Here is a 13165-nt window from a genome sequence, read left to right on the forward strand (position 1 = left end):
GAAAAAATAGAATATTTAACAAAAATCCATGATTATATTATATAATGATTTTAATAAACCATATTTTAGAAATTACCCCCGATTGTGTAGAAGGTATATTTTGTTTTGATAAGCTAAAATGTTTAGCTAAAAGAACTTGTAGTGGGGCTTGCTACAAGTTTTTTATTTGTAAAATTTTTATTGGCTAAAATATGGAAAAAAGGAGGATGCAAGTTTGATAAGAAATTTAAAGAAAGCAGCACTTAATTCGTTAGATGGGAAATGGGGAGTAAGTATAGGGATATCGGCGTTATACTATTTTGTACCAACTTTAAGTGCATCAGCAATCGCTAGTTTTATATATTTAATATTTGGCTTGTTTATTGGGATAATTGGTTTGGATGTTTTCTTTATTTATTCAATGGGTGGGCAACTACAAGTAGATCTAACAGCACTAGTTTTACTTATTCTAAGTTATTTTTTTATAGGACTGATTTGTTTCTTAATTTACAGTGTCATACAAGGTATCTTTAATTATGGGTATTCTGTTTTCACCTTACGCTTAGGTAAAAATGAAGATGCTAAGGTGGACGATGTATTTGTGGGGTTTAGGAAAAATAATTTGTGTAAATCAATGAAATTAGGAGTGTTGCAGGCTGTTTTTCTATTTTTATGGAGTCTGTTATTAATTGTTCCAGGTATTATTAAATATTTTTCTTATTCAATGGCATATTATATTTTAATAGAGAATCCGGATTATACAGCAAGTGAAGCATTAAGGGAGAGTAAAAGAATAATGAAAGGACATAAGTTCAAGTTATTTGTTCTTTGGTTATCTTTTATTGGTTGGTTTTTATTAACTGCATTTATAGGCATGTTTACATTTAATCTGTCATTCATATTCATTTCCCCTTATTACAACACAACTGTCTCGCATTTTTACTTAGACTTAATTAAGAAACAAGATGCTAGAGAAGCGAAGGTAAGTATATAAAGAATATAATTAGTAAGAAAATATGTATAATGTATATTTTCTCGATTGTGGACATGCAATTAAGCATATCCCTTTTTAATGTGATATTGAAAGAAATAAAGAAGCTGCAATTGGATATGTTTTACTTATAATAATTTGGACAAGGATGTTATAACATTGGAGGAATTTAAAATGAGGAAGAGTAAAATGTTTCAGGATTTTAATTTTAAGTTAGTGGTAATTGAAGCTTTATTAGATAAAGAGCCACTATTTCTAAAAGAATTGAAAGACTTAATAGAAAAGCATACAAATTATTTTGAATGGTATTCAGGAGCTGGGCCAATTGTTGAAATCAAAGCTTTTTTAGAAGCGTTAACTTTGGAAATAAGTGATTTGGAAAAGATTGAGTCCCTTTGCTTTGATGGTGGGAATGAAATTTATCATATTTTAAAGCCTGATTGGGACGGTGAAGACAGTTTATTTGATGTTATATCTGTTGAAGGATTTCAAAATCTAAAAAATTTAAAAACAGTGGAATATATTTCAATGTGTTACCCGAAAGTATTAGAACCATTAAAACAGGCTGGAATAGAAGTTGAGGATTAATGAAGAGAATTTAAAATGGTAAAGTACTTTATTGAAATTGTGTAAAGGAAATTAAAACACAACATATTAAACGAAGTGATTTATCGTATAAATTTACATTCAGTTAATATTAGTAGGTTAATAGAAAAATTAGTGTTAATTGTTAAATGGGGCGTGTAAAAAAGACAAAATCTCTTAAAAAACACTTAAATTTTTACTCCATTAATCTTTACAATCTCCCCCTATAATGTGAATTGGACAAGCACCTAAGAGAAAGCAGAACATGTCAGTTTGTACATTCTATTATTAGGGGGAGAATTTGTATGAAAAAGACAGTTGCTTCGTTAGCAGTTATGGCGGCATTATTACCGACGTTTTCAGTGCATGCGGAAGGGAAAGAGCAAGTCCGGAAATCAGCTACAACTTTTAACGTTATTAGTGATATTCAAGGGGATTTAGGGGATTTTGATCATGTGCTAAAAGATATGAACAAAATGACGCCACTTTCTAGAGCGCTTATTATGAATGGGGATATAACGCCAACTGGACAACAGTCACAATATGATGATGTAAAGCGTGTGTTAAATAAAAATAAGCATCCAGAAAATGTATGGTCTACTGTTGGGAATCATGAGTTTTATGCTGGGAAATGGACAGCAGATGGGAAACTCTCTCAAAGTACATGGCCAAATGGTGTAACTGAGGAAACTTTATTTAACCGATATCTGAAATTTAGTGCACAAGAAAAGGTATATCATAAAAAAGAATTAGATGGTTATCCGCTTCTATTTTTAGGAACTGAAAAATATATGAAATACCACGATTCAAAAATGTGGGACGAAGTATATATGAGTGATGAGCAATTAGGTTGGTTAAAACAAAATTTAGAAGAGTATAGTCAAAAAGATAAAAATAAGCCAATCTTTATTTTCTCTCATCACGTTTTACCTGATACGGTATCTGGATCAAGACAATCGCCGTATTTACAAGATTATTTAAACGTGGATAAATTGTACGATATATTAAAAGACTATCCGCAAGTGGTTTTCTTCACGAGTCATACACATTGGGATTTAAACTTACCTGACTGGGCTGGTAAAAAGAAAATTAAAGGCGGAGATGAAAAAGGTTTCACTGTTGTAAATACGGGCGGGATTGAAACAGGCTGGATGTCAGCGGGACCAAATGGAGGAGAGAAAACTGCTCCAGATGGCTATTCATTTAAACAAGGGTTACAAGTGAAAGCATATGGTAACGATGTAATTGTGACAGCTTACGATTACAAACGTGATAAGGATATAAAGAAGTTATTAATTAGTGATTCAAAAATTGCGCAGATGGCACCAAATGTAGCGGCAGATGATAGTAAAAATATAATTGTCGGTGCAACTGAATATATGGAGTATTCTATAGAAGGAACGAATGAGTGGCATACGTATAGTAAAGCAAACCCTCCGAAATTTGATGGGGATAAAGTGGTATACGTACGCCATAAAGGTGAAATGAATTTAGAGCCGGGATTAACACAGTTACTTCTTTTTTCGGTAAATAAGTGATTGGAGGGAGTCTGCATTTGAATGTGTGGGCTCTTTTTTTGATGAGAAATGGGTCCTTGTCTGTCGTTTTTTGTCGTTAGATCGATATATTTGAAAAATCGTTGATATAAATTTCATGTACCGTAATTAAGTTAAAATCATTAATACGGTTTTACTTATCAAAACGAAATTCTAATACATTTTTAACCCAGAAAGATGACTTCACCATTTTTACGTGTAATAATAGTAACGTTATATATATTGTGAAAGAAGTACAAAAGGAGCGTTACAATGAATTTAGCTAAATTCCCGAGAAAAAAATATACAGAGTCATATACACCAATTGAAAAATTAAACAATTTTTCTGAAGTACTTGGTGGGCCGACTATTTATTTTAAACGAGATGATTTACTTGGTTTAACAGCTGGTGGTAATAAGACGAGAAAGTTAGAGTTTCTAGTTGCGGATGCACAGGCAAAAGGTGCAGATACGTTAATTACAGCTGGTGGTATTCAGTCAAACCATTGCCGTCTAACACTGGCAGCTGCGGTAAAAGAAAAAATGAAATGTATCCTTGTATTAGAAGAAGGGCTTGAACCAGAAGAGAAGCCAGACTTTAACGGAAACTATTTCTTATATCACTTATTAGGTGCTGAAAATGTCATTGTTGTACCAAACGGAGCAGACCTGATGGAAGAAATGCATAAAGTAGCAAAAGAAGTAAGTGAAAAAGGGAATACACCATATGTAATTCCAGTTGGTGGATCAAACCCTACGGGCGCTATGGGATACGTTGCTTGTGCGCAAGAAATTATGGCGCAATCATTTGAGCAAGGAATTGATTTCAGTTCAGTTGTTTGTGTAAGTGGTAGCGGCGGTATGCATGCTGGTTTAATTACTGGTTTTGCTGGAACACAAAGCCACATTCCTGTAATTGGAATCAACGTAAGTAGAGGAAAAGCTGAGCAAGAAGAGAAAGTAGCAAAACTTGTAGATGAAACTTCAGCACACGTTGGTATTCCAAACTTTATCTCGCGCGACGCTGTTACGTGCTTTGATCAATATGTAGGACCAGGCTATGCGTTACCAACGCAGGAAATGGTAGAGGCAGTTCAGTTACTTGCGAAAACAGAAGGTATTTTACTTGATCCAGTGTATACAGGTAAAGCGGTAGCGGGATTAATCGACTTAATTAAAAAAGGGACATTTAATAAAGAAGACAACATTTTATTCGTACATTCAGGTGGTTCACCAGCTTTATATGCGAATACGTCTTTATTTGCGTAAGTGTAAAAGCATTGGGTATCCAATGCTTTTTTTTGTTATATACTGGAATATTTGAGTTGCGGATCAATTCTATCACTTTAATTAACTAAAAGAAGAACTTCCCCATCCCGATTAGACTACTAATCATTCCTATTCCACTCATGGTGCCTTTTCCTGCTGTAAGTAAGTTTCCAAGCATTCCTAGCTGACCGTTACCTCCGTTATTTCCCCATCCCATTGGGGCCCACGGACCACCCCATCCTGAAGGATTTCCAAAAACACCCGAGTTATTGGTATTGAAATGAAAAGGCTTGGCTGGCGGCGATAGTAAAGCGGCAAGATGACCTTGTGCAAACATCCCTGTATGATTGAATGGTTGCGCCCAGGGGAAGGGAGGTTTTTGAAAATTAAAACCTGCATGACCTGGTAATGGAGTCCAATTAGCAGGGTGACCTTGTGGTATTATCCCTGTATAATTAATTGGCTGCTGCCCCCAAGAGAAGGGAGGGGGTTGGGGAGTGAATCCCGTATAATTGGCTGATGAATCCCAACTAACTGGATAGACTCGGTAACTCCAATTCTCAGGAATCTTCAAATCATTCATTACCTCAGATTTAGTTATTTCGGGCTGTGAATATAATGAAATTTGGTTAGTATATTGTTCCCCGTTTCCCTTTGAATTCAAATACCAATATTGGTGCATACGCTTATTCTCCTCACTTTAAAAATGTAATGTTAGACTTAGCCTATGTAATATTCCTTTTTATGGATGGTTACATAACTAGATCTACAAGCCTGTATTTAAAGGAATGGGTGTGTGGCCTTGTTGATTTAAAGTTTCACTTTATTTTAGAAGGGTATTTTCAGTCGCTTCTTTTATATATTTCAGCCTAATTTAAATTCCGTTAACAAACGTTTTTATAAAGGTTTAATCAAAAAAAAGATTTTAAAATGTTATGTTGGGCAAGTGGAATTGCTAAAAAGAGAATATCCATTCGAAGAGTTTGGCAAAATACTGCAAGGGTAATGTTTTCTTGTGCAAATATGTAAACGATTTAAACGAATCAATGAAATTTATAATGAAGGGGCAATTAAATATATGAGTGAAACATTACATAAAAGAAAACCACCATATTTAATGCTTGTAATCCTTTTTATTGGGGCATTTGTTTCATTTCTAAATAACTCGCTTTTAAATGTAGCCTTGCCATCAATAATGAAAGATTTAGACATTCAAGATTATTCAACGATCCAGTGGCTTTCTACAGGGTATATGCTTGTAAGTGGTATATTAATTCCGGCATCAGCATTTTTAATAACGCGTTTCTCGAATAGAAGCCTATTCATTACATCTATGGTGATTTTTATTCTTGGTACTGCCTTAGCAGCTGTAGCGCCGAATTTTGGTTTATTACTTACTGGTCGGATGGTTCAAGCGGCAGGCTCTTCAGTTATGGGGCCTTTGTTAATGAATATTATGCTAGTAAGCTTTCCAAGAGAAAAAAGGGGAACAGCAATGGGGATTTTTGGACTAGTTATGATTACAGCTCCAGCAATTGGACCGACACTATCAGGTTATATTGTAGAGTATTATGACTGGCGTTTGCTTTTTGAAATGATTTTACCGTTAGCAATCATTAGCTTACTGTTAGGGATTTGGAAATCTGAGAATGTCATGAAACAAAACAAAAATGCAAAACTTGATTATCTCTCATTACTATTATCTTCTGTCGGTTTTGGCGGTTTGTTATATGGATTCAGTTCTGCAAGCTCCGATGGTTGGACAAATAAAGTTGTCTTAACAACCTTAATCATAGGCGCTATTGCCCTAATTGCTTTTATTATCCGCCAATTAAAAATGGATGAGCCATTATTGGATTTACGTGTTTACAAGTACCCAATGTTTGCACTTGCGTCTGTAATTGCAATTGTCAACGCAGTGGCCATGTTTTCGGGGATGATTTTAACACCAGCTTATGTACAAAACGTCCGCGGTATTTCACCGCTGAGCTCTGGGCTGATGATGCTTCCAGGTGCGGTAATAATGGGGGTTATGTCACCAATTACAGGTAAACTATTTGATAAATATGGCCCTCGGATTCTTGGTATAGTAGGACTTTCCATTACAGCCGTTTCAACTTATATGCTGGCAAATCTGCAACTCGATTCTAGTCACACACATATTATTCTTATTTACACATTGCGGATGTTTGGGATGGCGATGGTGATGATGCCACTTATGACAAATGGCCTCAATCAATTGCCAACGCGCTTAAATCCGCACGGTACAGCTGTTAATAATACAGCTCAACAAGTGTCCGGTTCGATTGGTACTGCTATTCTTGTTACGATTATGAATTCTGTAACAAAAACAAAAGCTGAAAGTCTAATGGCTGATGTAGATCCAACAACCTTCACAGAGGCTACGAAGGCAATGTTAACTCAGAAGGCTTTATTATCCGGAATTCAATATTCATTCTATGTAGCGCTTGGCATGAATGTTGTTGCACTACTATTAGTTTTTTTCGTTAAACGTGTAGATACAAGTGCGGAAGCTGTCGAGAAGTTAAATCGGTAGAGAAGAATAAAACGCTAGATAATGATTCCTACAAGTTTTTTTGCTGCTAAGGCGCCGATATTTAAAGCTGGAAAAGAGCTGAAAGAAGCAGTGAAATAATTATATATAGTGAAAGAGGACCTGACGTTCATATCAGGTCCTCTTTCATTAGTAACACGGTATACTTGCTTATCGTATTGGTTTAACTAAACTACTGATTTTTCGAATACTACAATCTTAAGCTCGTCAACTTCTCTATTTTGGGGTGTTTTAGAAGAAAATAAATCAAAATGATCGTTTTATAAACAAATGCAAGAGATGAGATCCGTTTGCAAATTCTCATAAACATTATAATTTTAGCTTATCTTTTAACGCCAATATTAAAAGGATCCAATTATATTTATTCGCTTCATTTTAATTTAGTATTTTTCTACAATTTATAAATCTAATTGCCAAGCTTATACTCAATATCATAATCATGAATAGTTAGGGAAAAGATAAAATAAGGTAATCAATTACATATCTGTATCCCAGGCAATTAGTTGCTATTTCCTCTTTATTAAATGGGATATGCTATTTCATGCTTTTTTGAAAGGGTGTTTTAAATGGAAAAAAAAGTATCTGCCATTCCCCAGCCGAAAACATATGGACCGCTGGGTAATCTCCCATTAATCGATAAAGATAAACCGACTCTATCGTTTATTAAGCTGGCGGAAGAGTATGGTCCCATTTTTCGAATTCAAACTTTAAGTGATGCCATAATTGTCGTTTCTGGACATGAACTGGTAGCAGAAGTTTGTGACGAAACGCGGTTCGATAAAAGCATAGAGGGTGCTTTGGCAAAGGTTCGTGCCTTTGCTGGAGACGGATTATTTACTAGCGAGACTCACGAGCCTAACTGGAAAAAAGCTCATAATATTTTGATGCCTACATTTAGCCAACGGGCAATGAAAGATTACCATGCCATGATGGTCGATCTTGCTGTACAACTCGTTCAAAAATGGGCACGGCTTAATCCGAATGAAGACGTAGATGTTCCGGAGGATATGACTCGCCTTACGTTAGATACAATTGGTCTATGTGGTTTTAATTACCGATTTAATAGCTTTTATCGTGAGACCCCTCATCCTTTTATCACTAGCATGAGCCGTGCTCTAGATGAGGCAATGCACCAATTGCAGCGGCTGGATATAGAAGACAAACTCATGTGGAGAACGAAACGTCAATTTCAGCATGATATCCAATCTATGTTTTCTTTAGTAGATAATATTATTGCTGAACGTAAAAGTAGTGGAGATCAGGAAGAAAATGATTTACTTTCCCGTATGTTAAATGTACAGGATCCGGAAACTGGTGAAAAATTAGATGATGAAAACATTCGTTTCCAAATTATCACTTTTTTAATAGCTGGGCATGAGACAACAAGTGGATTGTTATCTTTTGCAATTTACTTTTTATTAAAGAATCCGGATAAGTTAAAAAAAGCCTATGAAGAAGTAGACCGTATTTTGACAGATCCTACTCCAACATACCAACAAGTTATGAAACTGAAGTATATACGGATGATTTTAAATGAATCGCTACGTCTATGGCCTACCGCTCCAGCATTCAGTCTCTATGCAAAAGAAGATACAGTGATTGGCGGGAAATACCCAATTAAGAAAGGAGAAGATCGTATTTCTGTTCTTATTCCACAGCTGCATAGGGATAAAGATGCATGGGGAGACAATGTGGAAGAATTCCAACCTGAACGATTTGAAGAGCTGGATAAGGTTCCTCATCATGCTTATAAGCCATTTGGAAATGGCCAGAGAGCATGTATCGGTATGCAATTTGCACTTCATGAAGCCACTCTTGTAATGGGAATGCTTCTTCAACATTTTGAATTAATCGATTATCAAAACTATCAGCTGGACGTAAAACAAACATTAACGCTAAAGCCCGGTGATTTTAAGATTAGGATTCTACCCCGAAAACAAACTATTAGTCATCCTACTGTTCTTGCACCTACAGAGGACAAGCTGAAAAACCATGAAATTAAGCAGCACGTTCAGAAGACACCTTCTATTATTGGGGCTGATAATCTTTCACTTCTTGTTCTGTACGGCTCGGATACAGGTGTAGCAGAAGGTATTGCAAGAGAATTAGCAGATACAGCTAGTTTAGAAGGGGTTCAAACGGAAGTGGTAGCTCTTAACGATCGAATTGGAAGTCTACCGAAAGAAGGAGCGGTTCTTATTGTAACTTCTTCTTATAATGGAAAACCGCCAAGTAATGCAGGACAGTTTGTGCAATGGTTGGAGGAACTAAAACCAGATGAGCTAAAAGGTGTTCAATACGCAGTTTTTGGTTGTGGAGATCATAATTGGGCTAGTACCTATCAACGGATTCCAAGATACATTGATGAGCAGATGGCTCAAAAAGGAGCAACAAGGTTTTCTAAACGCGGAGAAGCAGATGCAAGTGGTGATTTTGAGGAACAGCTCGAGCAATGGAAACAAGGCATGTGGTCTGATGCGATGAAGGCATTTGGATTGGAATTTAACAAAAATATGGAGAAAGAGCGTAGTACTTTGAGTCTGCAATTTGTCAGTCGTCTTGGAGGATCTCCTCTTGCACGAACATATGAAGCAGTTTATGCAACTATACTAGAAAATCGTGAACTCCAATCATCCAGCAGCGATAGAAGTACACGACATATCGAGGTATCCTTGCCAGAAGGCGCTACATATCAAGAAGGAGACCACCTTGGAGTGCTGCCAATTAATAGCGAGAAGAATGTTAATCGAATTTTAAAACGCTTTGGATTAAACGGAAAGGATCAAGTCATACTGAGTGCAAGTGGACGAAGTATAAATCACATACCTTTAGACAGTCCTGTTAGTTTATTGGACCTTCTTAGTTATAGTGTCGAAGTTCAAGAAGCAGCCACTCGTGCACAAATACGGGAAATGGTAACATTCACAGCATGCCCTCCTCATAAAAAAGAATTGGAAGCATTATTAGAAGAAGGGGTCTATCATGAACAAATACTAAAGAAACGTATTTCAATGTTGGATCTTCTTGAAAAGTATAAGGCTTGTGAAATCCGATTTGAACGCTTTTTAGAACTGCTTCCTGCGCTCAAACCGCGTTACTATTCTATTTCAAGCTCTCCACTTGTTGCACAGAATCGTCTGAGCATTACGGTCGGTGTTGTTAATGCGCCTGCATGGAGTGGAGAAGGGACATATGAAGGAGTCGCTTCTAATTATTTAGCTCAGCGTCATAATAAAGATGAGATTATTTGTTTCATTCGAACGCCACAATCAAACTTTGAATTACCTAAAGATCCAGAAACACCAATTATTATGGTTGGGCCAGGTACTGGAGTTGCACCATTCCGTGGATTCTTGCAAGCGCGTCGTGTTCAAAAGCAAAAAGGTATTAATTTAGGACAAGCGCATCTATATTTTGGTTGTCGTCATCCTGAAAAAGATTATCTCTATCGTACAGAGCTAGAAAATGATGAAAGAGATGGATTAATCTCTTTACACACAGCTTTTTCTCGTCTAGAGGGACATCCCAAAACATATGTACAGCATTTAATAAAACAAGATAGTATCAATTTAATTTCGTTATTAGATAATGGAGCTCATCTTTATATATGTGGTGATGGCAGTAAAATGGCTCCGGATGTAGAAGATACCCTTTGTCAAGCATATCAAGAAATTCATGAAGTCAGTGAACAAGAAGCAAGGAATTGGTTGGATCGTGTGCAAGATGAAGGGCGATATGGAAAAGATGTTTGGGCTGGTATATGAATGTTTCTTAATTAGATACGTATTAACTAATGAACTTCTTTCGAATAAATTTCACTTTATTAGTATCGTGTATTTAGCTGAATAATGATTAACCGGACTATTTAGTATCTACTAAATAAAAAACAGGACCTGATATGCATCTATCAGGTCCTGTTTCACATAGACATTATACATGGATATTTTCCACACATTATCAATGTTTGTAATGTAGTTAGCCTTGTGGGTCAGCTATAAAATCAGATATTATTTTTTCAATATCGAAAGGAGTAATCCCTTTATCCAAAGAGAAAATAGTTTCTGCTTCTTCGATGTCTTGAACGAGTTCACCTCTAGCTTCAATATGTAATCGGAACAAGTCATATAAATTCGGTTTAACTAAATTAGTTAAAGCCTTTCCAACTAGTATCATACCTTTTTGATTCGCCTCGATGGTATTATCATAAGTTAGATCTCTTGTAAGAGATAAATCTGTCCAAATCAATTTTCGTTCCTTTAAGTCTAAGATAACTGGAATAGAGATTTGGGTGTCGGCAGTAATATCCACTTTATCTTGAACAGTAGAAGGTTCAAATATTTCACCTGAACCAGGATATTGACGAACCATCCAACCAGTAAAGCATTCTGGTAAATCTTTATATGGTTGGTCTGTGTAAGAAAGCAAAGTCATGACTACATAGCGTCCACCATATTTCAGCACAGACGGAATATCGAAATCAATGAATTCAGATGCCCCCTTTGGTGCAGAAGTAATGTCTCCGCTATGGTAGGCTTTGAAATTTTTTGAACGTAAGTTCGTGAAGGATACATGTTCTTTGTATTGCCAATCTTCGTCGTACATTGCAGCAGACAAATCAATGTCAACGCGTCCTGTATGTTGTCCATTCACATAGCCTTCTTTCCACCATAGGAAAAAACGAATCGTATCTCCTTCTGGCAAATCTACTTTACTTCCTCGAGATAATGTGCGAAGCGCTTTGCTGGCTGAACGTTGAGAGAAGGGAACTAAGTGATTTTTTAACTGTTCATCCAAAAATACTTTTCCGAGACTTGGAAGTTTTGCGAAGCGATTTTTTAAAGTATCTTCACACATTTTTACAATCATTAAACAAATATCCTCTGAGATAAATGGAAGTGTATTTTCAATACCTATAGCTTTTGCTACATTTCCCTTTGGAAAAAAGGTACGAAATTCATTTTTATCATTTCGATGCTTAAAATGAGCTGTGAGTTGAAGTAATACAGGAGTAGAAACGTCTCCTATTATACTTAGAAACTCTTCGAGAATATGGAAAACATCTGTTGACTTATCACTACATAAACGGATTAAATGATCCAAGCGTCTGGCAAATTCCCCAGGGCGAGTTTTTAAAAGATTTTTCGCTGTCATGATATCACGATTCAACAAAGCTGCTTCTATTTTTCCATTAAATGTTTCAACTTTAATGTTGTTGCGAAGAATCTCAAATGCTCGGTGGGTTTTTGGGAAACGAGTATGATATTCTGCTGGATGAAGAATTTCACCTAGACGAATCCAACGTTTTTTGTATCGAAGCATATCTTCGGTAATGTTTCCGCATTGCTCTAACAATCCTAAAAGGAAGCGTCTTTCTGCTCGGTTAAACTTCTTGAATCGAACGGAAGATGCTAAACTCACATCGCCTTCAGATAAAGCAACTGCAAGGCGAAGAACATCAGTTGCTGTTTTAAAATACTTTGCAGCAGCATCGGCTGATATTTTTCTGTTTATTAATAAAACTCCAATTATAAAAGACATATTTTCCTTATGAGGAATTACATTAGGTAGAAAACAGGAAACATCTTCAGTGTGTGTAATAGCCCATTCTACATCTGTCTTATCAGTTGAGGAAATAGAGCTGTTTGCACTAATCAATTGAGAAATCATTTGATTGAAATCTTCTTCACTTCCTAAGTTAATAACTTTCAAATCAACGCTATCTAAAAGAGGAAGTCGTTCTTCTACTTTTGATACAGGTAGGCGCAACGTCACATAATGAATAATAGCATTAATGTATAAATCAGCGTCACTTAAATCCATCATTTGTTGCGGAAAGTTTGGATACATAGGAGCAAACTGAATATGTGCACCAACCATTTCTTTTAAATGTTTTACCAACTCTTTGTAAAACGATGTGAATGTATCAACCGAAAGTGTTTGCAACTCTTCTATTAAAGGCTCGGAAAAAGTAAATCCTAAACTTTCCAAGTTTTTTAAAACAGTGGCTAAATAAATGTTCGGTAGTTTATTTTCTTCTCTTTTTATAATTACTTTCAAACTTCTTCTTATGTAAATAGAATTTTTCATGAGAACGCCAGCTATTCACTCCTTATAAAAGAGGGGAATAGTCTGACTGTCCTCCTTTCAGTGGTAGATTTTTATTTTTACATGCATAAACACACTAATTATAGAGAAATGCACTGAGGGTACATAGCTATTTTTTAGTGGAAA

At 35.9% G+C, this 13165-nt stretch carries 8 protein-coding genes; 6 read left to right on the forward strand and 2 right to left on the reverse strand.

Features of this window, described 5'->3' with window-relative positions; all coding sequences use genetic code 11:
* Positions 1 to 214: 214 nt before the first annotated feature.
* From ASE54_RS11100 to ASE54_RS11115, 4 genes are all read left to right on the forward strand, one after another.
* Complete coding sequence (locus ASE54_RS11100; protein ID WP_000620770.1) at positions 215 to 973, forward strand: DUF975 family protein; 759 nt, start codon at positions 215 to 217, stop codon at positions 971 to 973.
* 171 nt (positions 974 to 1144) lie between these two features.
* Positions 1145 to 1558: a hypothetical protein gene (locus ASE54_RS11105; RefSeq protein ID WP_001232168.1), complete on the forward strand. Its 414-nt coding sequence runs from the start codon at positions 1145 to 1147 to the stop codon at positions 1556 to 1558.
* A gap of 302 nt (positions 1559 to 1860) precedes the next feature.
* Positions 1861 to 3093, forward strand: a complete 1233-nt coding sequence (locus ASE54_RS11110; RefSeq protein ID WP_000754294.1) for a DUF4073 domain-containing protein — start codon at positions 1861 to 1863, stop codon at positions 3091 to 3093.
* 270 nt (positions 3094 to 3363) lie between these two features.
* Entirely contained in the window at positions 3364 to 4359 is a 996-nt protein-coding gene (locus ASE54_RS11115; RefSeq protein ID WP_001046625.1) for a D-cysteine desulfhydrase, read from the forward strand.
* 85 nt (positions 4360 to 4444) lie between these two features.
* On the opposite strand, the gene ASE54_RS11120 is transcribed toward ASE54_RS11115, so the two are convergent.
* Positions 4445 to 5041, reverse strand: a complete 597-nt coding sequence (locus ASE54_RS11120) for a hypothetical protein (protein ID WP_000554430.1) — start codon at positions 5039 to 5041, stop codon at positions 4445 to 4447.
* Positions 5042 to 5437: 396 nt separating this feature from the next.
* On the opposite strand from ASE54_RS11120, the gene ASE54_RS11125 reads away from it, so the two are divergent.
* Complete coding sequence (locus ASE54_RS11125; RefSeq protein ID WP_000005102.1) at positions 5438 to 6916, forward strand: DHA2 family efflux MFS transporter permease subunit; 1479 nt, start codon at positions 5438 to 5440, stop codon at positions 6914 to 6916.
* A 584-nt stretch (positions 6917 to 7500) separates the two neighbouring features.
* Positions 7501 to 10698, forward strand: a complete 3198-nt coding sequence (cypD, locus tag ASE54_RS11130; protein WP_000412782.1) for a bifunctional P-450/NADPH--P450 reductase — start codon at positions 7501 to 7503, stop codon at positions 10696 to 10698.
* 211 nt (positions 10699 to 10909) lie between these two features.
* Here the strand turns inward: cypD and ASE54_RS35695 are convergent, their stop codons facing one another.
* Positions 10910 to 13021, reverse strand: a complete 2112-nt coding sequence (locus ASE54_RS35695; protein WP_000798032.1) for a TerD family protein — start codon at positions 13019 to 13021, stop codon at positions 10910 to 10912.
* Positions 13022 to 13165: the final 144 nt, after the last annotated feature.

Source organism: Bacillus sp. Root131, assembly GCF_001429475.1.
Classification (GTDB): domain Bacteria; phylum Bacillota; class Bacilli; order Bacillales; family Bacillaceae_G; genus Bacillus_A; species Bacillus_A thuringiensis_S.

What these genes read in the sequence shown, in the direction of transcription:
- ASE54_RS11105 (WP_001232168.1), top strand. Translation starts at nt 1,145, where the DNA reads ATGAGGAAGAGTAAAATGTTTCAGGATTTTAATTTTAAGTTAGTGGTA.
- ASE54_RS11110 (WP_000754294.1), top strand. Translation starts at nt 1,861, where the DNA reads ATGAAAAAGACAGTTGCTTCGTTAGCAGTTATGGCGGCATTATTACCG.
- ASE54_RS11115 (WP_001046625.1), top strand. Translation starts at nt 3,364, where the DNA reads ATGAATTTAGCTAAATTCCCGAGAAAAAAATATACAGAGTCATATACA.
- ASE54_RS11120 (WP_000554430.1), bottom strand. Translation starts at nt 5,041, where the DNA reads ATGCACCAATATTGGTATTTGAATTCAAAGGGAAACGGGGAACAATAT.
- ASE54_RS11125 (WP_000005102.1), top strand. Translation starts at nt 5,438, where the DNA reads ATGAGTGAAACATTACATAAAAGAAAACCACCATATTTAATGCTTGTA.
- cypD (WP_000412782.1), top strand. Translation starts at nt 7,501, where the DNA reads ATGGAAAAAAAAGTATCTGCCATTCCCCAGCCGAAAACATATGGACCG.
- ASE54_RS35695 (WP_000798032.1), bottom strand. Translation starts at nt 13,021, where the DNA reads ATGAAAAATTCTATTTACATAAGAAGAAGTTTGAAAGTAATTATAAAA.